The sequence below is a fragment of the Cobetia crustatorum genome (assembly GCF_000591415.1).
Lineage (GTDB): Bacteria > Pseudomonadota > Gammaproteobacteria > Pseudomonadales > Halomonadaceae > Cobetia > Cobetia crustatorum.
In genome coordinates, this window is the sequence record NZ_JEMF01000016.1 from 1 (window position 1) to 24149 (window position 24149).

Below are 24149 nucleotides of genomic sequence, written 5' to 3' on the forward strand. Positions count from 1 at the left end.
AACTTAAGACCAAGCACTTACCTAGAAAGCTACAGCCTAATAAGTGGTTCAGTTCTCTTAGTAGCGGGAGCTGGTTTTTAGGAGTAAATTGACTTAGCCAGCGATCTACGTGTTGTTTATCAGGAACTGGTATTTCTCCTGATCGATAAGCACTTATTTTTTCAGCCACCTGAGAAAGTAAATTATCACGTTCTACCATAAATTATCCATATGTCAAGAAGTGTCATTGTTAATGGTTTTTGTTTTTATAACTTTTTAAATATAGTATTAATAAATCAGTAAATGTGCAAATGCTTTATCATCACCTCATACCTCACCCATTCCCGATAAAATCCGTCCAGACGTTCTGTCTCGCTGAGGTGTGTTACCTCGGCGAGGCGTTCGCGTGCGTCCAGGGGCAGCATGGCGATGCGGGCGTCGAGGTCGTGGGCGTGGCGGGGGTTGCGGTATTCGAGGTCCAGTCCGAGTGGGGCGGTGGCGAGGCCGACGAGCACATGGCCGTGGCGGTGGGCGATGGAGACGTAGAAGTCTGCAGGCAGTGCAGGGTGGTGGGGTGCCTGGCCACGCGGCGACCAGTCGTCTAGTGGAAGCTGGATACCCTGAGCCGCGGCGAGTTCACACAGCAGCACACGGGCGAGATGGGATTCGGCTTCGCGTTGCTGGCGACGGCGGGCCTTGGCGGGCGATGGCCGGCTGACGGGCACATGCGAGGATGATGCGTCAGTTGGCGGATGTGACTCAGTGATGACCGTGTTATCCACAGCCGCTTGTCGCTCGCCCAATGATGGCGTGGCCGAGCGCTTGGGGGCAGCAGGCGGGATCATCACACACGCCTCGGCCAGCCACAGGTGGGCTGGCCGAGAGGTTGAAGCAGAGGCTGGGCCTGATGCTGATAGCGATGTAGACGGCGCGCCGCTTGCCGCCAGCGAGGCGGCGAGGGCATGAGGATCATGCGAGATCAGTGGCTCGGCGCTCAGTGAGCCAGAGCCTTCAGATGCACCACGGCCCAGCACCACACAGCGGTAGGCGGGGTAATCGGTCGGGCGCGTCGCTGGTTCATCTGCCGCGTTTGCCGTGTTGCCCTCACTTGCCTCGCTCACGTCACTGGTCGCCCTCGTCATCATCAGCGTTGATTAGTTCTTGGGATGCAGAATCACCAGATCACCGCGCAACGCGACGCCAGAGACGATATTGCCCGCGTGGCATTCGTACTTCTCGGCGCTGGTGTAGGGCACATTGTCGTAATCGCTGCGAATGTTGATCACCGCATTGGCACCATATTCACGCGCCTTGTCCTGCAGCTCACGCAGTGCAGAGAGGAACACCCAGCGGCAGGCTTCTGCATCGCTTTTGTTGGTCGAGTTGGTCTTGGGATTCGCCCGCGCCCAGCCACGTTTCTCGATGCGTTCGTAGGGCTTGTTTTCACCGAAGAAGAAAGCGACATCATTCCCCAGTCGCTGGCTGGCCGCGGTGCTGGCCATCACGGGCATGATCGGCAGGAAGTGTTGCGTATCCCGCGCTGCCGCCGGTGCAGAGGCCAGCAGGCCTGCCGAACCGATCAGCATGGCGGCGCCCAGCGCCAGCACACGGGCCGAGCGTACTGCGCGCGCGATGCGCGACAGGGACGAGAACTGCTGATGAACGAATGACACCATCTGAATCTCCTCATGAATCTATGAACGGCAGTGTGAGCGGAAAGGCACGAATCGCGGACGGCTGCGGAGCAATGGTGGTGCTTGTCATACCTTAGCCCATGCAGCGGGCGCGTATCTTGCGCCAGAACTTGCTCGCTGCAAAGTCGTCCAGTCGCGACACCTTTCCTGCGCCCTCAAACGCTGATCAGTCGCCTTGCCAGCGGCGCAGAATCAGCGAGGTGTTGATGCCACCGAAGGCGAAGTTATTGCTCATCACGGTGTCTGTCTCGATTTCGCGTCCATCGGCGCGCAGATAATCCAGCGCAGCGCAGCGCGGGTCTACGTTCTCCAGATTGGCGGTGCCGTGGAACCAGCCATCGCGCATCATCTCGATGGCGATCCAGGCTTCAAGTGCGCCACAGGCGCCCAGCGTATGGCCGGTAAAACTCTTGAAGGCGCTGATGGGCGTGCCATCACCGAATACGGCATGAGTCGCGTGACTCTCGGCGATATCGCCGCGCTCGGTGGCGGTGCCGTGGGCGCTGACATAGCCGATATCAGAAGCCGAGACACCGGCATCTTCCAGCGCCATGCGCATGGCGGCTTCCATCATGTTGGCGTCAGGCTGGGTGACGTGGCGGCCATCGGAGTTGGTGCCAAAGCCGAGAATCTCGGCGTGGATGGTCGCGCCGCGCGCACGGGCGTGCTCCAGCTCTTCCAGAATCAGCGTGCCGGCGCCTTCGCCGATCACCAGCCCATCACGTTCGGCATCGAAAGGTCGCGGTGAACGCTCTGGATGGTCATTGCAGGTGCTGGTCGCGAACAGGGTGTCGAACACGGCGGCATCGGCGGCAGAGAGTTCTTCACAGCCACCGGCCACCATCGCGGTCTGGCGACCGAAGCGGATGGCCTCATAGGCATAGCCGATGCCCTGGCTGCCGGAAGTGCAGGCGCTGGAGGTGGTGTGAATCCGTCCCTTGATACCCAGGAAGACGCCGATATTGACCGGCGCAGTGTGCGCCATCATGCGGATGTAGGAGTTGGCGTTGAGGCCATCGGTGGAGTGGTTGATCAGCATGTTGCCGAAGTCCGCCACCGCGTCCGGCTCACCGGCAGAGGCCCCATAGGCGATGCCCATCTGGCCGCTCTCCTTGAGCGAGCTGTCTGCCAGCCCCGCTGCCTCAAGCGCCAACTCACTGGAACGCGTCGCCAGCTGTGCAACGCGGCCCATGCTGCGTAGTGCGCGGCGGTTATAGTGCTTGGGGAGCGTGAAGTCACTGACGGGCGCGCCGAGACGCGTGTTCAGGCCGTCGTACTTGTCCCACTCCTCGATATAGCGAATGCCGGTATGGCCTGCCTTGAGGTTGGCGCGCAGCGTCGGCCAGTCATTGCCGATCGGCGAGAAGCCATGCATGCCGGTGACGACGACGCGGTGACCGCGTATGGAAGATGTTGCTGTCATCAGAACATGCCTCCATTGACGGCGATGGTCTGACGCGTGATGTAGCCGGCATCCTTCGAACACAGGAAGGCCACGGTGGCAGCGACTTCTTCTGCCTCACCGGCACGGCGCATCGGAATCATCTTCAGCGCCTCTTCCATCTCGACACCGTCGGTCATCTCGGTATTGATCACGCCTGGCGCGACCGCGTTGACGGTGATACGGCGCTTGGCCAGCTCTACCGCCAGTGCCTTGACCGCCCCGATCAGCCCTGCCTTGGCGGCGGAATAGTTGACCTGGCCACGGTTGCCCATCATGCCGGAGACGGACGACATCACGATGATGCGGCCCGGCTTGCGGCGGCGCACCAGCGGCATTGCCAGCGGTTTGACCACGTTGTAGAAGCCATCGAGGTTGGTGCGAATCACGCTGTCCCAGTCTTCATCAGTCAACGCGGGAAAGGCGTTGTCGGCATGAATGCCGGCGTTGCAGATGACGCCGTAATAGCAGCCGTGTGTCTCGATATCGCTTTCAAGCGCCAGCTTGGCCGCGGCGCGGTCTGCGACGTCAAAGCACAGGATGCGCGATTCGCCGCCCAGCGTGGTGATCTCGCGAGCAACTTCTTCGGCGGCATCGCGGCGTGAGCGACAGTGCAGCACGAGGTTGTAACCGTCGCGGGCGAGACGCAGTGCGATGGCGCGGCCGATACCCCGACTGGAGCCGGTGACCAGAATCCACTCGCGACTGTGGGTGACAGGGCTGGCGTCAGGGCTGCTATCAGGGATGGCGTCAGAAGAGGGCATGGCAGACATCAGGGATTTCCTTGCAATGAGGCACCGGCAGCATCCTGCTGTCCGGGTGAGGAAAGGGGAGCGTTGGAATCGTTGTTGGTTGAGCTGTCAGTAGAGCTGTCGGCAGCGTCGCTTGGTTCGAAGACATTGACTCCGGCGTTGGCGACACGGATACCGTTGTCATCGCTGATCTGTGCCGTGAAGGCACCCAGACCGTTATTGGCGCGATAGTCGAGCTGAACATGAATCTGCCAGCGATGCGCGCAGGCGAAAGCGGCGACCTCACTATTGAAACGGCGGCTGCCGAGCAGAAAGCCGACGCGTGGTGGCTGCCCGCTACGCGCGGCCTGCATGCCAGACCACGCAGCGATGGCCTGTGCCATCCACTCAAGTCCCACCCAGCCGGGAATCACGGACTGGCCGTCGGCGTCAGGTTCGGCGAACAGATCATCCGCAGTGGGGCAGATATCGGCACTCAGCGAGGTATCATCGCAGGCCAGTATGCGGTCCAGCAGGCACATGCCCATCTCATGCGGAACATAGGGGCCAATGTCACAGGGCAGGGTCGGCCAGCTATCCGAGGGCGATGTCAGCATGTAGAAGGCTCCTTGGTCAGCTTGGCAGATGGCTCCGTAAACCGTTCTGTCGAGACTGGATGGCGTTCCAGCACCAGCGAGATATTGTTGCCACCGAAGGCGAAGGCATTGCTCATCACGCGCAGTGGCGGGGTCTCAGGGCGATCACGATAGACGATGTTCAGCGCGGCCAGCGCAGGGTCGAGCGCCTGACGCGGCGTGGCATGGGGCGGCAGTCGGCCGTGTTGCAGCGTCAGCCAGCAGAAGGCGGCTTCCAGCGCACCACAGGCTCCCAGCGTGTGGCCGGTCAGTGCCTTGGTCGAGCTGACGGCGGGCATCAGCGTGTGAGCGTCATCTGTGCTTTCTGCGCCTTCGGCGTCTTGGGAAAACAGGCGGCTGATGGCCAGGCTCTCCATCACATCGTTGAGCGGCGTGGCCGTGCCGTGCAGATTGATGTAGTCGATCTCGCTGGGCGAACGCCCGGCATTGGTGAGCGCGGCACGCATCGCGGCCTCGGCACCGCTACCCTCGGGGCAGGGTGCCGATATGTGATGGGCATCGCTGGATTCGCCGACGCCGGTCAATTGCACGCCGCCGGTTTCCCGCGTGACCACGAACAGCACTGCGGCCTCACCGAGATTGATGCCATCGCGCGCCGCGCCCAGTGGTAGGCATTCGTTACGACTGACGGCTTCCAAGCTCATGAAACCCTTCACCGTCATGTGGCACAGACTGTCGGCACCGCCAGCAATCACCGCATCACACTGACCAGAGGCCAATAAACGGCGTGCACTGGCGAGTGCCTTGGCGCTGGACGTACAGGCAGTGGAGAGGGTGTAGACCGGCCCGCGCGCACCACTCAGCCAAGCGACGCACTCGGCGGGCGCGCCCAGCTCCTGACGACGATATTCAAAGCTCGTCGGCCAACTATCAGCGCTGTCTGTCCCCTGCGCCACGCTGGCGCGGTGTGCCTCCATCGCGGCTTCCGTTTCGCCGATGCCGGAGGTACTGGTGCCGAGCACCACGCCGATGCGCTCCGGCTTGATGCCTTGCTGACGCAGGGCATCAAGCTCTGGTGTCAGCTGCTCCAATGCGGTTGCCAACAGGCGATTGTTGCGCGAGCGCATGGGTGCCGGCCACTCACTGTCATCCACCAGCGGCGTGGTGACGCGGCCCAGCGGCAGTGGTGTGCCGGGGCTGAAGTCATCACTGATACGCAACCCACGGCTAGCGCTGAACAGGGCGCTGGAAATCAGCCCGTGATCGGCGCCTAGCGGGCAGACGATACCGGGGCGTGACAGACGGCAGGCGGAGCGGGGGCTTGCGGTATTAGCGCCCAAGCCAGCCGGTGAGGTCGCCGTCGAGCCAGCAGCCGAGGATGAAGCGATATCAGTCATGCGTAGACGGTTCCAGTGAGGCCAGTTCAGGAGAAACGGTGTTGAGAGAAACGGTATTGAGAGAATCAGTATTGAGAGAATCAGTGTCGAGAGAATCAGTGTCGAGAGAATCAGTGTTGAAAGAAACAGAGGGCAGTGGTGTCAGCACAAGTACTCGCCCCGATGCGGGATCGCTCAATGAGACACGGCCCTGTGCGTCGCGGTCCAGCTCGGCGATGACGTCATTTCCCTGACGGATGATGCGCTGCGCGGGCTGATTCGGGTGCTGCCAGTCGCCGGCCTGGACCAGCTGCCAGTCAGTGCCCATGAAGGCCTTGTCGATGGCAGCTTGCGGCCAATGCACCCAGCTGATGCGGCGCGCTAGCCAGTCAGCGGTGAAGGGCAGCTTTTCCAGCACGTCGGGGCGCGCATTCTCGAAGCGGCTGCCGTCGTTGTCATGTACCAGCGTCAGCAGGCGCTGGCCCTGCACGCTGAGCAACACCAGTCGCATGGCCTCCGGCGATTGGCGCAGCACTCCGAGCAATGGCGGCAGGCGGGGGGAGGCATCGTCCATCACGGCCTTGCCGTTCTCATCCATACGCTCCATCCGCAGGCTCAGACGTTGTGTCGTCGTGTCTTGCAAGCTGGAGAGTGCCGGCATCGGGCTTTGCGCGCTCAGTGGTTGTGGGGCGAACAGGCTACATCCGCTCAGCAATAGGCTGGCAGCAAGCCCCAGACCAGCGGCGAGCAGCGGTCGGCAGCGCGTGCGCAAGTTACACGCAGCATCAGAGGGGCGCGTCGAGACAGTATCAGCGGAAACAGGCAGGGAGTTCATGACGGTATTTTACCTTTTCTGGCTGCTGGCTGCCGTGTGTCATGCGCACTGGCAGAGAGCGTTGCCAGGGCTGTGAGGCGACGACGGCTGGCACTGACGAAGGGATTCTTTTCATCCCAGGCGTAACCGGCGAGTACGGCGCTGATCATCTGGCGAATACGCAGATGCGGGTCAGGGTGGTAGATGATGTCGGGCAGACGACCGTCATACCAGGCCGTGACGAATTCACGGAATACGTTGATGCCACGGCGCAGCGGTTGCTCGAACTCGCTGGCCCAATCCGGGCGCTGGCTTTCATCGGTGCAGGCCAGTTCGCGCTCGACCAGCGGCATCGCACGCAGCGCTGATTCCAGCGCGATGGTGACGCCGGAGGAGAATACCGGGTCGAGAAACTCCCCCGCGTTGCCGAGTAGTGCATAGCCTGGCCCATGCAGACGACTGACATCAGCGCTGTAGCCGCCGAGCGATTGCACGGCATTGGCTGGCGTGGCATCACGCAGCAGCTCGTTCAGACGCGGTTCTTCATTGACCCACTGCCAGAGACGCTGCTGTTTGTTCAGGGAATTTTCTGAATCATCGCCGGTTGCCTCGATCAGCTCACGCGGACCGACCACGCCCAGCGAGGCGCGGCCATGGGTGAACGGAATCAGCCAATACCAGACATCAGGATGTACGGGATGCGAGGCGATCAGGATATTGTCGCGGTGATAGCCTTCGGCAGGCGGCGTGAGGCCTGCGATGCCGTCATGGACATGCCCGAACAGCGCGACGCGTGGCTCCAGACGTGGGTCGCGTTCGAGGGATTCGAGACGCGCCAGCACGCGGCCATAGCCACTGGCATCGAGCACGAAGGCGGCTTCCAGCTCACGGCCATCTTCAAGCGTGAGGCGTGGGCCCTCGTTGCCCTCGGCGGCGCGAAAGCCGTTGACGGTCACACCGAATTCGACCTTGGCACCGTATTCGCGTGCGCCCTCGATCAGGCGCTGGTCAAAGTCAGCACGCTCGATTTGCCAGGTGGTGCCCGGCCCGTCACTGAACTTGTCGCGAAAGTCGATGTGACGATGTTCGCCACGCCGCGTGAAGGCCGCGCCAGTCTTGGGCTGGTAGTCCCCTGCTTCGGCGTAAGGCATCAGTCCACAGGCTTTTAGATGTTGCATGCAGCGTGGCAGCAGGCTCTCGCCAATCGAGAAACGCGGGAAGTGGCTGCGCTCCAGCACGCGTACGGCATGGCCCGCCCGTGCTAGCCACGCTGCCGCTGCCGCGCCTGCCGGGCCTGCGCCGATGATGATGACCTCTTTTGCTTGATGCCTGCTCAAATCGGTGTGTGAGTCGCGTGCCTTATCCATGGCGTCGTCCCCTGTTGTTATATGGTGTGCGAGCTATCGTGTTGCTGTCATGAGCGAGCGAAGGGCACCAGACACCAGGTGGCGGTCAAGCCCAATAGGCAGGCCAGCCCCAATGCGGCTAACGCCGGTGTCTGGCTGAAGCTCAATAGTCCAAACGCTAGCAGGCTGGAAGCGCACGATAGTGAGATCGCCAGCAGGCTGGCCTGTGAGGCGCGGCGACTGTCTTGTGTAGCAGCTTCGTCTGTTCGTGGGCTGTGTCGGGGCGTCGCAGGGTGCTCGGCACAGAAAATGCCCGCATCAAGACCAATCCCCAGTACCAATAGCAGCCCGAGCAGATGGAACAGATTGAGGCCGGTTCCAGCGAGCGTCAGCACCGAGAGTGTCAGTACCAGTCCGCCCAGTGGTGGCAACAGTGCTCGCCAGCTGGCGCGGCGATAGCGCAGCGCCAACAGCAAGCTGATCAGCACGATGGCGCTGCCGACCAACCACGCCATCTCGCTGCGAATTCGCCCCAGCGTGTGGGAGAGACGTGCGACCTGATCGACGTATTCGAGGGTTGGGTCGCCAGCGGCAAGTGTCTCCAGTGCGTCACCAGCGGCCGAATTGACGGCGCCGAAGCGCACGATGCCGACGGCTGAATCCTGCTCCTTTAACCACAACCGCTGGCCCATCTCGCCTGCCGGCAGCGCGACCCAGTCAGCAGGCAGCAGCGGGTGTGCATTCTCCAGCGCTTTTTCTGCGCGCTCAACCAGTGCCACCGGCAAGCCTGCTTTGCTGAGCACTTCCGGCAACAGTGTTGTCGTGCGCTCACGCTGGGCACTCAGATTGGCTTCTTGCTGGGCGAGCGTCGGCAGCTGCTGAGCAAGGCTCGCCCAGTGGCCAAGTTCTCCTTCATCGGCAAGTCGCGTCAAGGTTGGCTCCAGCTGATGCAGGCGCTCCAGCAGGGCGGGGCCATCGTCAGCACGCACGATCAGATAGCGCAGGCCATCCGGTTCGGCGAGCAGACGCTGCACCTCACGTTGCTGGTCGATCAGCGTTTGCGGTGACGGATTGAGTTGGGTGAGGCGGTCGTCACTGCGCAGCCCATAAAGACTGATCAGTGCAGCGGCCAACACCAGCGTCAGCAGTGCCCAGCTGCGCTTGCCGGGGATGCAGCGCGCCAGCCATGCGGCACAGCGTGCGGCAGGCGAATCTTCGCGAGTCGCCTGTGCCGATAATGCAAGATGCGGCAACCACAGGCGCACGCTCAGCCAGGCGCCGATCAATCCCAGCGCGGCAAACATGCCCATCTGGCGCAGGCCGGGCATGGGCGTCAGCGTGATCGCCAGATAAGCAGCCAGACTCGACAGCAGTCCCAATGTCAGGCCCGGCCACAGTCGTGCGAGACCTCCCGCGGGCGCCAGACGGCGCATGCATTCCAGGTGCAGCACATAGTCGATGGAGATGCCGATCAGACTGGCCCCGAACGCCAGTGTCAGTACATGCAGGCTGCCGAAGGTCCACCATGTCAGCGGCAGGGCAAACAGGACGCCGGTCGCGACCGGCAACAACAATAGTGGCAGGCGACGCGGCGTGCGGAACACTGCCCACAGCAGTAGCAGGATGCCGATCAGCGAGCCTAGCCCAATGGTCGACATCTCGTGTTTGGCTTGACGTGCACCGGCACTGGCGTGGAACACCAGTCCTGACCGCAGCAGGCGTACCTCGGGATAGGCCGCTATCACGGTGCTTAGCGCCTGTTGCAGTTGCTGCTGGTCTTCCATGGCATAGGCGCTGCCGGTCAGCGTGGCGCTGATCAGGCGATAGCCGGTACTGGCTGGCGTGCCTTCCTGTGCATCAGGGTCGCGCAGCAATAGCTGGCCGCCACTCAGACGCAGATTGTCGGGCGTCAGCATTGCCTGCCAGGCGCTGCCCAGCCCGAACGGATCACGCACCAGATCACGCTGTCCGCCGGGTTGGAAGAGTTGCTTGAGCGCACGCGACTGCCACTGTTCATCATTTAGCGAGCGCAGTTCAGGTGCGATCAGCGCCGGTTGTACTTCGGTCGGCAGACGCAGGCTTTCGAGGCTACGGGCGTCATCCAGTGTCGTGAGTGGTGCCAGCGCGTCGCGCAATGCTTTCGCCGCCGCGTCGCGCCTGGCCACTGACGCCTGGCGAGTGTCAGCAGCCCCCAGCAGGATGACCAGCCGAGTGGCGGTGTCATCAAGGGATTCGGCGCGCGCGGCCAGTGGACTGCGCTCCTGCTGGGGCAGCATGGCGGTAATACGGGTATCAATCGCACCTCGCCACGGGCTCTGTGGCACCAGCTTGAGGGCGAGCAGCACGGCACACAGCAGCAGTACGCAGGCCCATCCCCAGCGCCAGCCGCGACGATCAAGGCCCTTGGGAGCTGCGACAGCGCCTGATTCGGGAGGCGAAGGCGTCATTCAGCGCACTGGCTGCGCGGCGTCAGCGTCAGGTTGAGGCGATCACCATCGGTACTGTTCAGTGTCAGGTGTTCAAGCCAGCTGCTGCCGTCAATCTCGAGGTGCTCGATGGCCTCGGCCAGCTGGGCATTGTTGGGCGTGAGCGTGGCCTGCCAATCCTCCGGCGTGCCCGTGAGCGTGAGATCAAAGTGCTCCTCAAGTGCCTGCCAGTCGCCGTGGAAGAAATTGATCAACAGTTCTGCCATGGCTTGCTGGTCCGCGGGCAGCTTTTCTCCGTTCGGGCCCTGGCCTGATTCGGGGCGCATCTCGAGACGGTTTTCGATGGGGGACGTGGTTTCCCACACCAGCTTCGGGCGAGACGGGATCTCCCAGTAGGGCAAAGTGCCCTTGGCTTTTGACATCGACCCCGACATCTTCCAGCCAGCGCACCTGCTTGAAGTCACCACAGGTTGGTGCGGTGCGCGCCAGTTGTTCGGTCAGTGCGCGCGCGTCAAATTCGGCAGCGTAAGCAGATGGCAGCGATGCGCTGAGCATCACGAGACAGGTAGCCGCCGCAAGGGCGGGTAGGCGAAGCAGGCGTAGCATCATGAGTGAGAGACTCCTGTATGGCCGTTGGCATCCTTCTCCGGCGCGACTTTGGGCAGTGCTTCAGACATCTCTGTCGATTGCTGTTCAGATAGCTGAATCGCTTGCCAGTTCATTAGTCGGTCGGCCAGCACGCGCGGCGAAGCCAGCAGCATCTCGCCATCCTCAAGGCCCACCGCGACCTGCACGCTGTAACCTCGTGTCAGTCGCTTGCCGCTCTCGGCATCGCGAATCACATAGTCGAGCTTGAGGCGGTTCTCCCACTCACGCAGGCGCGCAGTGATCGCGATGCGCTGACCGAAGCGTGCCGGGCCTGCATAGCGCAGGCGCAGATCAATCACCGGCCATGCGAAGCCAGACTCGCGCATCTGCGAGTAGTTGTAGTCGAGCATGTCGAGCAGCTTGCAGCGCGCGATCTCGAGATAGCGCACGTAATGGCCGTGCCAGGCGACTTCCATCATGTCGACGTCGTGGAAGGGCACTTCCATCTCAACCGTGGCGGTCGGCATCGGCGTTTCCGTGGGCTGGTTCATGGCTGTCTGCTCGCTCATGCGTTGGCCTCGTCTGTGCTTAGTGCCCAGTGGCGCTCACGAATGCGCGCGCACAGCAGGCGCAGATCGGCCTCCAGGCCGCGGTCTTCTTCAAGGCGTGCGATGTCGTGGCGCAGCTCGCTGACGAAGGCCGCCAGTACCGGCGGCGTGCCGCTGTCTCCGGCCAGTGCAGCACGTTGCTCGGTGCCTTGAATCGCGGCATGCAGAGTGGCCGCGGCGACCTGCTCGACCAGCGTCAGTACCCGCAGCGCATCACGCGCGGCGATGGTGCCCATGCTGACCTTGTCCTGATTATGGCACTCGGTGGAGCGTGAGAAGACGCTGGCAGGCATGGTCTGCTTGAGGGCTTCTGCCGTCCAGGCCGAGGCACCGATCTGCACCGCCTTGTAGCCATGGTTGAGCGCTGCGCGTTCCGGTGTGGCACCACTCAGATTGCTGGGCAGGCCGCGGTTGTAGCGACTGTCGACCAATAGCGCCAGCTGGCGATCGAGCAGGTCGGCCAGATTGGCGACCGCTATCTTGAGACTGTCCATCACCATGGCGACATGGCCGCCGTAGAAGTGGCCGCCGTGCAGGATCTTGCCAGCATCGACGTCAATCAGCGGATTGTCGTTGGCGCTGTTGAGTTCGGTTTCGAGGAAGCTGCGCCACCAGTCGAGACTGTCTTCGACCACGCCGATGACGTGCGGCGCGCAGCGCGTCGAGTAGCGGTCCTGCAGACGTGGTGAGTTGATCGGTGTGGCATCAACTTCTGGCGCTGCCGGATGCGCGAGATCATCACGCAACCACTGCGCCACGCGCGCCTGACCGGGATGTGGCTTGGCGGCAAACAGGTCAGCGTCGAAGTGGTAGGGATTACCCTCCAATGCCTGCACCACCAGTGCGGTGATACGGCTGCTCAGACGACTCAAGTAGGTGGTACGGCTGAAGGCGAGGGCGGCCAGTGCTGTCATCACTGCGGTGCCATTCATCAGTGCCAGCCCCTCCTTGGGACGCAGCACGTAGGGCGTCAGCCCATGTTCAGCGAACACCTCGGCAGTCGGTCGCAGCGCATGGGGTTGATCGGCGGCTGGGCGTATCCACACCTCGCGTTCACCACACAGCACGGCGGCCACGTAAGACAGCGGCGTGAGATCACCGCTGGCGCCGACGGAGCCTTCTTCAGGAATACGCGGCAGTATGTCGTGATTCAGCAGCCAGGTGAGGCGCTCCAGCAGGGCGACGCTGACGCCGGAGACGCCACGACATAGCGAGACGAGGCGCACCATGACGACCGCGCGACTGCTGACCACGTCCAGATTCGCGCCCATGCCGCAGCCGTGGAAGGTATACAGGTGCCGCGGCAGCGCTTCGAGATCGTCAGCACCCTGTACGGCACGCGTCACGGAATCGCCGTAACCGGTCGTCACGCCGTAGACCACGCCTTCTTCTTCCAGCAGCCGCTCCAGCAGTGCCGGGCCGGCCTCGATACGTGCGCGGAAGGTGGGGTCATCACTGAGGCACACCTCAAGGCGACCTTCAGCGACGTCAATCAGTTGTTCGAGGCTGATCTCCCGACCATCGAGAATCAGGGCCGATGAGCTGGCGGTAACAGGCTGTGGCATGACGGAGTTCCAGACGAAAAGAAAAAGTGGCGGAGATCAGGCGTTGTTGTCAGTACTTGGCGTGCTGTCAGTGCTGTCAGGTGCGGGCTCATTGCTGGGCGCCTGATGCCAGAAATCGAAAAAGTTGAACCATTGCAGTGGATGGCGTTTCACGCGTGCTTCGAGATGTTCGGCGTGGCGCTGAATGGCCTGGCGAATCCAGTCCTGGCGTGCGCTGCGCTTGATCTCACGGCTGTCATCAAAGGGCGCAAAGTCGACCCGAAAACGCGGGTGAGCGCCGCCATGTTCACGCACGCAGCCCAAGGTATAGACGTTACAGCGCAATAGCGCCGCCAGCATGAAAGGGCCTTCCGGAAAGGGGGCGGACTCACCCAGGAAGTCACAGTGATGCACGCGTGGCTTGAGCGGTGAGGCCGCTGTGTTAACCGCGGCCTCACCGCTCTCGTCCTTGTCAGCCGCGCTTTTATCAGCAGGCGCTGTGTCGGTGGTGGGTGGAATCGACACGCGGTCGGCGGCAATCACCACGAAGCCACCGCGATTGACGCGATCACCCAAGGCCATCGCCGTGGCGGGCGTGATATCACTGACTTCTATTACCTGCGGCGGCTTGCGGCCGGTGGCCTGCTCCAGCAATTGATTGAATTTCTCGGCATGGCGCGTATGGACCAGTGCGCACAGGTCGATGTCATTGCGCTCACCGATCGCATTGATGACATCGAGGTTGCCGTGGTGGGCGACAAGAATGACACCGCCTTCGCGACGCAGTGCTGCCTGGCGCAGGTCTTCCGGGCCGGTGCCGGCGAGTGAGGTGAGAGGAATCTCACCACTCCAGGCGGACACCTTGTCCATCACGGCCTCACCGAACTGCATGAAGTGGGCGAAGCTACGCGCCCAGAGACGCAGGCCGCTGAGTGTGGGCTCGAGACGCGTCAAGTAATCGAAGGAAGCACGCCGTGCACTGCCGCGTAACAGGAAGTACCACACCAGGACGGGAAATAGCGCGATGCGGAACGGCCAGGCGCCCAGTCGGCGGCGAATGACCACCATCAGACGCATGCCGCTCAACGAGCCGGTCTCCGATAAGCGTGACCAATGCGTCATTCGTGCCTCTCTGAAGGAGTAGTGGGACTGTCGTTTGATGCACCACGTTTGCTGAACGTACGCCACGCAAGCTTGGGTGAGCGCAGTAGCATGCCGAAGAACAACCGGGTATGCATGGCGCTGATCAACAGGTTGTCGTGCCCGGGCCGGAAGTGACTGATGCCATCGGTGGGATAGCTGACCCGCACGGGCAGGTTGGCGACCTCGCCACCGGCCCAATACCAGCGCACCAGTATCTCGGTATCAAAGGACATGCGGTCACCGCAGTCATGCCTCAGCAGCAGGCGATTGGTGGCGGCGATCGGATAAAGGCGCACGCCGCACATGGTGTCGCGGATCGCCAATGACAGCGTGTTTATCCACACCCAGACGTGCGAGGCATAGCGGCCGTAGAAGCGGATGCGCGGCACGCTGGCATCGTATTCGGGATAGCCGATCTGCAGGCAGTCGGGATTTTCCTGCATACCCTTCAGAAAGGCGGGCAGGTCACTGACATCGTGCTGGCCATCAGCATCTATCTGCAGGGCATGCGTAAAGCCGAGCTGCTCGGCAGCGGCAAGGCCGCTACGCACCGCCGCGCCCTTGCCGCCATTGTGCTTGCGACGCACCAGGTGATGGCCTGCGGCAGCCAGTTGATCCAGCACCTCGGCACACGGCGCATTGCAGCCATCGTCGATCAGCACAATGGGCATCCCGAGCGGTGCAAGACCGGCACAGACTCTCGCGATGGTAGCGGGATGGTTGTAGACCGGAATGATCACGCAGGGGCGTAGGCATTCATCTTCGGCTGGCAAGGGCGCGTGAGACTGGCTCATGACGCCTCCTGTGAGTGTGCAGGCGGCTGGGAGGATAGAGATGTCGGTGACTGCCTGAATGATGATTCAGATAGCGGCGATGCACCACTGACGCTATAGCGCAAGCGACCGCTGGCATGCAGACCGGCGCTGGAGGCGAGGCGGAAGTCGATGCGCAGCCCGTGGCTATCATGAGTCAATGTGGCGTCGAGCGTGAAGCGCATGCCCGGTAGCAACAGGCTGGAGAACTTGATGCGTTCCAGTCGAATGAAGCGCGCTTCGTCGACTTGCTGGCCATCGAGATGCAGACGTTTGCCGAGATCGCGTGCCCACTTGAGCATCACCACACCGGGCACCAGCGGCTGTTGTGCAAAATGGCCTTCGAGGTAGATCAGGCTGTCAGGTACCTCGGCCTCCAGCGTCAGTTGCTCTGGCCCACTCGAGCGCTCGCCTAGCCAGCGTGGCAGGCGGTGATCGTCGAGATCAGCAAACAGGCGTGCGATTGCCTCACTGGTGAACTTGCCTTGAGCATTGAGTGGCAAGCGAGTGACGAAGCGCCAGTAGCGCGGTAGCGCGATGCGCTCGAAGGCTGGCATCAGCGCACGTCGCAAATGCGCAATGAGTGCGCGGCGGGTGTTGTGATCGTGCGGGAGTGCGTCCGGTGCCATGACGATCACGGCGCCGAGACGATGCTCGCGGGTGGGCATCGGCAGGCAGCGTATTTCCAGTACATCCGACTGCTCGTTCAGGCAGCGTTCCACCGCGCTCAGTGAGATACGTTTGCCGGCCAGCTTGACCAGTCGATCACTGCGCCCGAGTAGACGAAAGCGCTGCTGGCCGTCTTGGTACTTCTGTTCGCAGACTTCCGCTCTGTCGGCCTGTGGCCACCATTCGGTGGGCATATCGAGGAACGGTGAGCGTAACCAGAGGCTGCTGGCTGGCGTCGGTGCCTCTTGGCTGGAAATATTTTCTTGGCCCTCGTCAGAAAAACGCAGCTCCACGCACGGCAGGGGGCTCCACTCTGCACCGTCACGTTGACGACGCTGGGCGATGCCACCGGTCTCGGTGCTGCCGTAAATCTCGATGATCGGCGCGTGAAGACTGATTTCAGCATGGCGGGCGGCGGCTTCTGGCAGCGGTGCACCTGACGAGAATACACGTAATACCTGGCCAGCCTCAGCGGTGGTTATCTGCGGTAGGCGTGCCAGCTGCGCCGGTGAACTGATCACCTGACAACGATAGCCTTGGCTTGCGAGCTGGCTGATGGCCGCACTGAGCTGCTCTGGATAGTGGCAGGCTTCACTGAGAAACGGCACGCCTGTACATAGCGGACGCAACAGTGCTGTCAGCAGGCCGTAGATATGCTGATGGCTGACCTGACTGAGACTGACCTGGCCATTGGCGGTATCCGCCAATGGCCACAACTGCTGATGGATGGCCAGCTCGGCGTCGAGTTGGTCGAAGCGCTTGGCGATACGCAGCGGTTCACCCGTCGAGCCGGAGGTGCACAGTTCCAGTGCCAGTTGATCGGGGGCGAGCGGTACATGAGCTGTTGGGACTATGTGCGATTTGCTTGGCGGGTTGCCGGACTGATCAGCCTGCTGCGGCCAGCCATCCACGGTAGTCGTGGGTAGCTGGCCCGCACTGATCTCGCGTAGCCGAGCCAGTGTCTCGGGGCGGTCATCACCGGGTAGTACGGCGAGCATGCCGCGCTCCCACACGGCCAACAGCTGAACGCAGGCTCCTAACGTGGTGCTCTGAAACAGGACCCAGCGTGCGCCGGGCTGGCTCGCGGGCTGACGGTCAAGCCATTGCTGCCAAGCATCGACGCGCGCCATCAGGTCGGCACGGCTCAGCGCGGTCAGCGGCTGACCGGGAGTGGCCAGCCAACACGCCGTGGCATCCGGCGCCTGGCGTGCGTGGCGGCGCCAGCTCAGTTGACTAAGCGGGTGCGTGTGGTGGCAAGCGTCAGACGTGTGAGGCAAGAAAGACATCAGGGATGCGAGCTCCGCAGGCGGCGGCGAACCAGCCATTCGCCGCTGAACAGAAGGCCCATCAGGCGTAACTGATCAGGCCGTTGTAAAGAGTCCAGGTCGCGAGGTCGGCATACAGTGCCGTCCAGCTGGCGATGCTGGCATTGAAGATGAAGAAGCCACACCACACGCGAGTGACCTGACGGGTATAGCGCACGCCTGCTGGCGGAAGATCCGGCTCCTGCAGGCGTGCGAGACGCTCGATCACCGGCATGCCGTGCCACAGACTGGTCGCGAACACGCTGAGCATGGCCAGATTGACCAATACCGGATAGGCGCGCAGGCCCAGTTCGGCCTCGCTCACGACACTGACACCGACCAGCAGGCCTGCAAGCCCTAGCCTGAGAGGCCAGGCGATGGGCAGGCGCTGCATCAGCACGGCACCGAAGACGATCAGCGCCCAGATCCACGGTGAGGCATGTCCGCTGGCAGTGGCTGAGCTGGCCGTTGCTGAGTCCATGGCGGACGTTGCTGTCAGTCGTGACAGCAGGGCATAGACCAGCAATGGCCAGCACAGCGCCGCCACCACCCCTAATGCGCTGAGCAGGACGGTCAGCAGGGGACGGCGGCGGTGATTGCCAGTGGATAGCGGCTTCATGCCTGGCGCTGCATCAGGTTTTCGACGGCGTTGACCACATCATTCAGCGTGCGCACGCTTTTGAAGTCGTTGGCTTCAATGCGTCGGCCGGTGAACTTCTTGAGCTCGACCACCAGATCGACGGCATCAATGCTATCGATGTCGAGGTCTTCATAAAGACGGGCTTCGGGATGGATGTCGTCGGCCTCGATCTCGAATAGTTCGATCAGAGTGCTGCGTACATGGGCGTAAATATCGTCACGGGTGACGGTAGTGTGTTCAGCGCTCACGACGAGCCTCCACCAGTGCACGCAGGGCATTCAGGCTTGCGAAGTGGGTGCGTGTGTCTTCGGCCTCGGCATCCAACGTGATGCCGTAGTGCTTCTGCAGCGCAAGGCCCAGTTCGAGGGCGTCAATGGAGTCGAGCCCAAGGCCGTCAATGAAGAGTGGTTCGTCGGCGACGATATCGTCGGCGGTGATATCTTCAAGCTCCAACGTGTCGATGATCAGTTGCTTGAGTTCAAGTTCAAGCGTCGGCGTATCGCTCATGAAATATCCTCTGGTCGGCTAATGCGAAGGCGGTGGGTTACGAGCGTTGGAAAATTGTCAGCTCGTTGGCGAATTGTGTGGCCAGTTGGCGGGTCAGCTGGCGGGCATCGCGTGATAGTGGTGTCGGTGGGCTAGCGCTGGCTGTGTTCTGTGATGTTGCTGGTGACACCTCTGATGCAGTACGTAATGACATGTTTGATGAAATATCAGGTAGCACCTTGAAACGCAGCATCACGCGCCGCTTGGGAATGTGGTACCAGGGCTCACCCTTGGTCAGGGTGCTCGGTTGGCAATCAATTAGCACTGGCGTGATATCGCTGGGCGTGCGCAGCGCGATGTTGGCGGCACCACGGCGAAACTTGAGCGCTCGGCCAGGCACACTGCGGGTACCTTCAGGAAACAGGATCAGAGCATTGCCGCGTGCCAGGCTGTCACGCGCGGCGTCGAGCACGGTTTCTGGCTCGCTGTTGGTGATATAACCCGCGGCGCGAATGGGGCCGCGCGTGAAGATATTGCGTGCCAGTCTTCCCTTAACGACGCAATCGGCATGTGGGATCAGCGCCAGCAGAAAGACAACATCAATCAGTGTCGGATGATTGGCCAGTACCAGCAGGCCAGGGCGCTGGAGGCGTTCGCATTCAGATAGCTGATAATCGAGCACGCCAAGACCGCGCATCAGGCCGACGAAGCCGCGCATGCAGTGATGAATGACGCTACGTGCCAGTCGTTGGCAGTGTGCATCATCGCGAATCAGTAACGTGAGTAGCGGCAATAGCACGCCCAGCAGCACACCACCGATTCCGAAGGCGGTGAAACTGACAGCGGTGGCGATACCACGCCATAGGCGTCCGGGAGGTGAGGAGAGCGTGAGGTGCATCAGTCGTGATCAGGTGCTGGGTGAGGAGCCACCAGCTGCCAGTGCTGGCGGCGGCAGGTGAGGGTGGCCTCGGGAAGGTGCTCGGCCTGCTCCAGCCAGTGAATCACTTCAAGCGGTGTTGGGGCGTTGGGCGAGTGAGTTGTCTGACTGGCCGCCGGGCTGACTGGGCTGGCGGACAGCTCAGCGCTGCCGACACCTGTGACGGTCGAGCGACTCAGGCGCATCGCCACTGCAGAGGCATGTGCTGGATAGTCGCCGTGATGAATGAAGGCGTCTGGTGCGGCGATATCGGAGAACAACACGATGACTTCATCGCGTTCAGTCAGATAGCCGAGGGCTTCGCTCATCATGGCCTCGAATTCGTCACCGCAGGCAGCGACGGCCTCGAGAGGCTGGTGGGACTGGCTGACAATGGAGTACAACCCGAGGATAGCGTTGTGTACCGAAAGCGAAAAGCGCGCAGGAGACAACGCCTCGTCAGGCTGGGTGGCAGCGTCGAGCAGGGCGAGAATTCTGGTGGTGTCGCCGTGACGCGAGGCGTGAATCACCGGCAGATTGGCGTGCGGGTCCAGTGCAGATAGCAGTGTGCAGCATGCCTGGCCCACCGAACTCAGTCGGCGGCGCAGCATGGCGGGCACTTGCTCGGCACGCGGGGTAGGGGTGATCTCGACACGGCTGTCATGTGCGGTGCGGGTCGCACTCGCCTGCCAGGCTCGCCAGTCAGTCAGATGCATGAAGTGTCTGTCCGTGAACGCATCGTTGCCATATTGGGTTCTCAGTGTAACGTACGGGAGATCGACAGCCCAAGCAGGCGTGCGGTTGCACTCTCCAGAGCACGCTTGTTACCCGTGCGTCAGAGGGACAATCCTGTCATCCGGGCGATGTCATTGTCGGCGAGACTGGACAGGCGCTGGCGACGGTGTAGGGTATCGCCGCATTGCTGGTGCACCAGACACTATCGCCTGCGTAAGTCGGAAAGAAACAATAGTACGTGAAGCGCCGAGATGAGGCGCCACCAGTGTGATGGGAACGAAAGATGAGGACGTAGCATGACGTTGATCATACGCGGGTCAAGGGCATGAGTTCGCCGCTGGAGTCGACGGTGGGCTGGCGAAAAATGCGGATTGTACGGCATCTGCAGCTTGATGAATGGTTACCGGTGATCAGGATTCTCGGTCTGCTGCTGTGTGTAGTCGCCGTGATGATGCTCGTGCCGTTGTTTATCCTGCTCAAGGAGGATGACGGTGATGCGAGGGCCTTCCTGATCTCGCTGGGTATCACGCTCGGCTCGGCGGTGCTGATGCTGGCGATCTCGCGCAAGGTGGAGCTGGAGCTCAAGCCGCGCGCGATGTTCGTGCTGACGACCTTGAGTTGGGTGCTGGTATCGGCGTATTCCAGTCTGCCGCTGGTGTTCGGCGCGCCGCATCTGGAGGTGACCGATGCGGTCTTCGAATCGGTCTCGGCGATCACGACGACCGGCTCGACCGTGATGAGCAACATTGAAGGCCTCTCGGATGGCTTGAAGCTGTGGCGTGGCTTGATGCAGTGGATTGGGGGCATCGGCATCATCGTGATGGCGATTGCCATCCTGCCCTTCCTGAAGGTGGGTGGAATGCGTCTGTTTCAGACCGAGTCGTCTGACTGGTCTGACAAGGTATTGCCGCGTGCTGGCGGCGTGGCCAAGGCGATCGGGCTGGTCTATGTCGGCCTGACCCTGCTGGCAATACTGACCTACTGGCTAGGCGGAATGGACGGGCTGGACGCGTGGTACACGGCATGACCTCACTGGCGACCGGCGGCTTTGCCAATTACGACAGCTCGATGGGCGTCTACTCGGACCGGCCGCATCTGTTGTGGATGGCATCCTTCTTCATGCTGCTGGGGGCGCTCCCCTTTGTGCTGTTCATTCGCGCCTGGCAGGACCGTGCCGGTGTGCTGTGGTGCGACGCTCAGGTGCGTGGCTTCTTGCGTCTATTAGGCTGGGTGATTGCAGCGTTGACACTCTATCGCGTCATCAATGGCGAGGCGCTATTCACGGCGCTGACGCAGGTGACGTTCAATGTCATTTCGGTCGTGACGACGACCGGCTATGCCAGTGATGACTACAGTGCATGGGGCCCGTTTGCGGTAGTGGCCTTCTTCTATCTGACCTTCGTCGGTGGCTGCAGTGGCTCCACCAGTGGTGGCATGAAGATCTTCCGCCTGCAGATCGGCCTGATCATGCTCGGCAATCATCTGCGTTCACTGATACATGCCAATGGCGTGTTCTCGCAGCGCTACAACGGACGTGCCTTGCCGGATGAGGTAGTTCGCGCGGTCATCGCATTCTCGTTCTTCTTCTTCATCACCATCGGCGGACTGGCGCTGGCACTGTCCTTTATCGGGCTTGATTTGATCACCGCCGTTACGGGTGCCGCGACAGCAGTCACCAATGTGGGTCCAGGGCTCGGTGACATCATTGGCCCGGCGGGTAATTTTTCGACGCTGCCTGACAGTGCCAAGTGGTTGCTGTGCATTGGCATGTTGATGGGACGTCTCGAGATACTGACCGTGCTGGTGCTGTTCTCGCCCAGTTTCTGGCGTAAGTAACTCGCTTCATCATGGTGGCCATGAAGAACGTCGATCATGAAAAATGCCACCGTCGGCTGACGGTGGCATTTTTTATTTCAGGATCGGTATTTCAGGATCGGTATTTCAGGGTCAGCATTTCATGGGATACGGATCCGTCCCTTATGATGCTGCCTGCTCGGCTCCCGCCGCTTGTGCGGCATCCAGCTTGTCGTCGAGATCAATGCTCAGGCCTTCGCGATTCAGGATCGGGTTGGCGTATTGCACCAGCCACCAGTCCCTGAGCTCGCTGGGCACACCGGCAAGGCGATTCTCGAAGGTGGCGCGTTCAGCGCCACTGATGGCCGTGACATCCAGTGCTGAGGCCAGACGCGGTTCTTCGCGCAGCTGCGGTCGACTGGCGGCCAGTTTCTCCAGCGCCAGCTGGTGGCTCGGGTAGAGGGTGTAGTGCTCCAATACCTGGCGGTCGACTTCCGCCACCACGTCTTCCGGCGTTTCGAAGTCGCCCTTGAGCGGCTCTCCGAAGACCAGCTTGACCCGCCCCTTGTGGCCGCTGATACCGGCGGCGATGGACTGGATGTCCTCGTACTTCACCTTTTCGTAGCGACCTTCATTGGCCAGTGCGGCCAGTTCACGTGCTTTCTGCAGATCGCAGGGGTCGAACTCGTAGCTGATCGAGACCGGCACGATATTGAGCTCGCTGACCGTCTCACTGAACGGACGGGTCTTGTCGGCCATGCGTGCAGACATGGTCAGCATCTTGATGATGGCAGTTTCGGTGCCGTCACGGCCGTCCTTGGCACGACCTTCACGTTGGGCCAGCCAGATAGAATGCTTGTCGTGCGTCAGCGAATGGCGGATATAGCCTGACAGCGCTTGATAGGCCGCTAGCATCGCGCGCTTGCCCTTGGCCGAGCGCGGCACGATGAAGCTCTTGTTGAGGCGCATCACGTCGGTGACGAACGGCTTTTGCAGTAAGTTATCGCCAATCGCGATACGCACTGTGTTACGCCCATGACGATAGAGGGCGTAGTTGACGAAGGCCGGGTCCAGTGAGATATCGCGATGGTTGGACAGAAACAGGTAGGGCGTATCCTCGGAGAGGCGCTCAAGTCCTGCTGTCTCGAAGCTGGTCGTGGTGGTGTGAATCATGCGCGCCATGTAACCGGCGATGCGGCTCTGGAAGCTGGCGACATCTTTCACGCCACGCATTTCACGCTTGATGGCCAGTCGTGCGATCTGGCGTGCCAGCCATGGGAAGCGCTGGGTCAGGCCTGGTAAACGGAAGCGAGTCAAGGTATCGAGCAGCTCGCGGTCCTGCTCCAGGCGCACCAGCACCTCCGCTACCTCGTCATCGTGGTAAGGGCGAATATCGGCGAACGGGTCTTGTTCGGCGGTCGTGGCAGGGCTAGGCGTTGCTGTGTCAGTCATCGACGCGCGTCATCCGGTATTGTCATTTTGAAAAAAAGGGGCGGCAGGCCGGCACGTTTCTCAGGCAGTGAACACTTCACTCGGAGAGCGGACATGCCGGCGTTGCTCAGCTACCCGGTTGGGCTTCACCGCCCAACCAGGCGGTCATCTGTTCAATCACGCCAGACAGCACTTGAGCCATCAGGCAAAGTCGGTTTCAAGACGTAAAATCGGGTCTTCAGCGTCGTCTTGGGCATTGGCTTCGTCAATGACCGCATCGGCGAACTTCAGGCTCTTGAGTGACGTATCTTCGCCGAGTACCAGCGCAACACGGCCATCGATTTCGAGTGCCAGCTTACTGACAACACGGCCCAGGTTCAGCGCGGTCTGGATTTCTTCGCCATCGAGATCGAACTGGCGAGCGCGCAGTACACCCTCTTCACCGCCTGGCGCCTTGAGCTCGACCTGATCACCGACGATCAGCTCTTCCGGGCGTGAAGTGACATCGCGCAGCCAGGTCGTCATTACCTGTGACGGCGGATGTGCGACGGCTAGCGGTGTGACCTTGAGCGACCCCAGTGTCTGGCGCAGTAGGTCGAGGATTTCCTCGGCACGCTTGGCGGTGGAGGCATTGACGGCGATCAATCCGCGACGGCTGTCCCACCATAGATCAGTCCGCGAGGAGCGAGTGAAGGCGCGTGGCAGCAATTCTTCGTAGATTTGCTCCTTGAGCGTCAGTTTTTCACGACGACGTAGTGGACGGCCTTCGGCGATTTCGCGCTCGGCAACACGTTCTTCCAGTTCTTCCTTGACCACGGCCGCGGGCAATACGCGCTCCTGACGTAGGGCGCTGATCAGGAAGTGGCCCTGAATCTCGTGAACCAGCATGTCGCTGTTACGGCCTCCCGGTGCCACCCAGCCAATACGCTTGGCTTCGACGCCGGTAACGGGGCGGAACAGGTGCTCGGGGAGGGCGTCGGCCAGGCGGCCTTCTTCTAGCGGAGCGCTGTCATGCAGGCGATAAAGTTGGAGATGCTTGAACCACATGCGGCCAATCCTTGAGTCCGATGAGCGGG

25 protein-coding genes are annotated in these 24149 nt (G+C 61.6%); 2 read left to right on the forward strand and 23 right to left on the reverse strand.

What is annotated here, in order from left to right; translation table 11 throughout:
* The 21 genes from BF12_RS22295 to BF12_RS0103485 form a co-directional block, all read right to left on the reverse strand.
* On the reverse strand, positions 1–199 hold a 199-nt coding region (locus tag BF12_RS22295; RefSeq protein WP_211242387.1), incomplete at its 3' end, for a hypothetical protein.
* A gap of 76 nt (positions 200–275) precedes the next feature.
* Positions 276–1100, reverse strand: a complete 825-nt coding sequence (locus tag BF12_RS21020) for a 4'-phosphopantetheinyl transferase family protein (protein ID WP_156941124.1) — start codon at positions 1098–1100, stop codon at positions 276–278.
* 33 nt (positions 1101–1133) lie between these two features.
* Positions 1134–1655, reverse strand: coding sequence for a heavy metal-binding domain-containing protein (locus BF12_RS0103395; protein WP_024951044.1), 522 nt, complete (start codon positions 1653–1655; stop codon positions 1134–1136).
* 184 nt (positions 1656–1839) lie between these two features.
* A complete protein-coding gene (locus BF12_RS0103400; RefSeq protein ID WP_024951045.1) occupies positions 1840–3096 on the reverse strand; it encodes a beta-ketoacyl-ACP synthase in 1257 nt (418 codons plus the stop codon).
* Positions 3096–3887 (reverse strand): 3-oxoacyl-ACP reductase FabG, encoded by a 792-nt coding sequence (fabG, locus tag BF12_RS0103405; RefSeq protein ID WP_024951046.1) that lies wholly within the window; start codon positions 3885–3887, stop codon positions 3096–3098. Before fabG ends, BF12_RS0103400 begins: the two co-directional genes overlap by 1 nt.
* The gene (locus BF12_RS0103410) at positions 3887–4462 is read right to left on the reverse strand and encodes an ApeP family dehydratase (protein WP_211242388.1); all 576 of its coding nucleotides are present in this window, start codon (positions 4460–4462) and stop codon (positions 3887–3889) included. The genes fabG and BF12_RS0103410 overlap by 1 nt, the downstream gene beginning before the upstream one ends.
* On the reverse strand, positions 4456–5838 hold the full coding sequence (locus tag BF12_RS0103415) for a beta-ketoacyl-ACP synthase (protein ID WP_024951048.1): 1383 nt from the start codon (positions 5836–5838) through the stop codon (positions 4456–4458). Before BF12_RS0103415 ends, BF12_RS0103410 begins: the two co-directional genes overlap by 7 nt.
* On the reverse strand, positions 5831–6652 hold the full coding sequence (locus BF12_RS21025; protein ID WP_024951049.1) for a DUF3261 domain-containing protein: 822 nt from the start codon (positions 6650–6652) through the stop codon (positions 5831–5833). Before BF12_RS21025 ends, BF12_RS0103415 begins: the two co-directional genes overlap by 8 nt.
* Complete coding sequence (locus BF12_RS0103425; RefSeq protein ID WP_024951050.1) at positions 6649–7998, reverse strand: NAD(P)/FAD-dependent oxidoreductase; 1350 nt, start codon at positions 7996–7998, stop codon at positions 6649–6651. The genes BF12_RS21025 and BF12_RS0103425 overlap by 4 nt, the downstream gene beginning before the upstream one ends.
* Positions 7999–8045: 47 nt before the next feature.
* Positions 8046–10424: an MMPL family transporter gene (locus BF12_RS0103430; protein WP_024951051.1), complete on the reverse strand. Its 2379-nt coding sequence runs from the start codon at positions 10422–10424 to the stop codon at positions 8046–8048.
* Positions 10421–10825, reverse strand: a complete 405-nt coding sequence (locus tag BF12_RS0103435; protein ID WP_024951052.1) for a LolA family protein — start codon at positions 10823–10825, stop codon at positions 10421–10423. The genes BF12_RS0103430 and BF12_RS0103435 overlap by 4 nt, the downstream gene beginning before the upstream one ends.
* Positions 10826–11008: 183 nt before the next feature.
* Entirely contained in the window at positions 11009–11560 is a 552-nt protein-coding gene (locus tag BF12_RS18515; protein ID WP_345917352.1) for an acyl-CoA thioesterase, read from the reverse strand.
* Positions 11557–13164, reverse strand: coding sequence for an HAL/PAL/TAL family ammonia-lyase (locus tag BF12_RS0103445; RefSeq protein ID WP_024951054.1), 1608 nt, complete (start codon positions 13162–13164; stop codon positions 11557–11559). The genes BF12_RS18515 and BF12_RS0103445 overlap by 4 nt, the downstream gene beginning before the upstream one ends.
* 36 nt (positions 13165–13200) lie before the next feature.
* Positions 13201–14265, reverse strand: a complete 1065-nt coding sequence (locus BF12_RS0103450; RefSeq protein WP_024951055.1) for a lysophospholipid acyltransferase family protein — start codon at positions 14263–14265, stop codon at positions 13201–13203.
* A complete protein-coding gene (locus BF12_RS0103455; protein WP_024951056.1) occupies positions 14262–15080 on the reverse strand; it encodes a glycosyltransferase family 2 protein in 819 nt (272 codons plus the stop codon). The genes BF12_RS0103450 and BF12_RS0103455 overlap by 4 nt, the downstream gene beginning before the upstream one ends.
* The gene (locus tag BF12_RS0103460) at positions 15077–17044 is read right to left on the reverse strand and encodes an ApeI family dehydratase (RefSeq protein WP_248623613.1); all 1968 of its coding nucleotides are present in this window, start codon (positions 17042–17044) and stop codon (positions 15077–15079) included. Before BF12_RS0103460 ends, BF12_RS0103455 begins: the two co-directional genes overlap by 4 nt.
* A gap of 70 nt (positions 17045–17114) precedes the next feature.
* A complete protein-coding gene (locus BF12_RS18520; RefSeq protein ID WP_051510708.1) occupies positions 17115–17690 on the reverse strand; it encodes a COG4648 family protein in 576 nt (191 codons plus the stop codon).
* Positions 17687–17959 (reverse strand): acyl carrier protein, encoded by a 273-nt coding sequence (locus BF12_RS0103470; protein WP_024951058.1) that lies wholly within the window; start codon positions 17957–17959, stop codon positions 17687–17689. Before BF12_RS0103470 ends, BF12_RS18520 begins: the two co-directional genes overlap by 4 nt.
* Positions 17949–18218: a phosphopantetheine-binding protein gene (locus BF12_RS0103475; RefSeq protein WP_024951059.1), complete on the reverse strand. Its 270-nt coding sequence runs from the start codon at positions 18216–18218 to the stop codon at positions 17949–17951. The genes BF12_RS0103470 and BF12_RS0103475 overlap by 11 nt, the downstream gene beginning before the upstream one ends.
* Before the next feature lie 37 nt (positions 18219–18255).
* Positions 18256–19095: a lysophospholipid acyltransferase family protein gene (locus BF12_RS0103480; RefSeq protein WP_024951060.1), complete on the reverse strand. Its 840-nt coding sequence runs from the start codon at positions 19093–19095 to the stop codon at positions 18256–18258.
* Positions 19095–19829, reverse strand: a complete 735-nt coding sequence (locus BF12_RS0103485; RefSeq protein ID WP_024951061.1) for a beta-ketoacyl synthase chain length factor — start codon at positions 19827–19829, stop codon at positions 19095–19097. Before BF12_RS0103485 ends, BF12_RS0103480 begins: the two co-directional genes overlap by 1 nt.
* A gap of 344 nt (positions 19830–20173) precedes the next feature.
* On the opposite strand from BF12_RS0103485, the gene BF12_RS23305 reads away from it, so the two are divergent.
* Together BF12_RS23305 and BF12_RS23310 are read left to right on the forward strand one after the other, a co-directional pair.
* Positions 20174–20875: a potassium transporter TrkG gene (locus BF12_RS23305; RefSeq protein WP_345917353.1), complete on the forward strand. Its 702-nt coding sequence runs from the start codon at positions 20174–20176 to the stop codon at positions 20873–20875.
* Positions 20872–21684: a TrkH family potassium uptake protein gene (locus tag BF12_RS23310; protein ID WP_345917354.1), complete on the forward strand. Its 813-nt coding sequence runs from the start codon at positions 20872–20874 to the stop codon at positions 21682–21684. The genes BF12_RS23305 and BF12_RS23310 overlap by 4 nt, the downstream gene beginning before the upstream one ends.
* Before the next feature lie 141 nt (positions 21685–21825).
* Here BF12_RS23310 and BF12_RS0103495 read toward each other — a convergent pair whose 3' ends face one another.
* Together BF12_RS0103495 and BF12_RS18530 are read right to left on the reverse strand one after the other, a co-directional pair.
* Entirely contained in the window at positions 21826–23094 is a 1269-nt protein-coding gene (locus tag BF12_RS0103495) for a 1-acyl-sn-glycerol-3-phosphate acyltransferase (protein WP_024951062.1), read from the reverse strand.
* Between the two features lie 180 nt (positions 23095–23274).
* Complete coding sequence (locus BF12_RS18530) at positions 23275–24120, reverse strand: recombination-associated protein RdgC (protein ID WP_345917355.1); 846 nt, start codon at positions 24118–24120, stop codon at positions 23275–23277.
* Between the last annotated feature and the right edge of the window lie 29 nt (positions 24121–24149).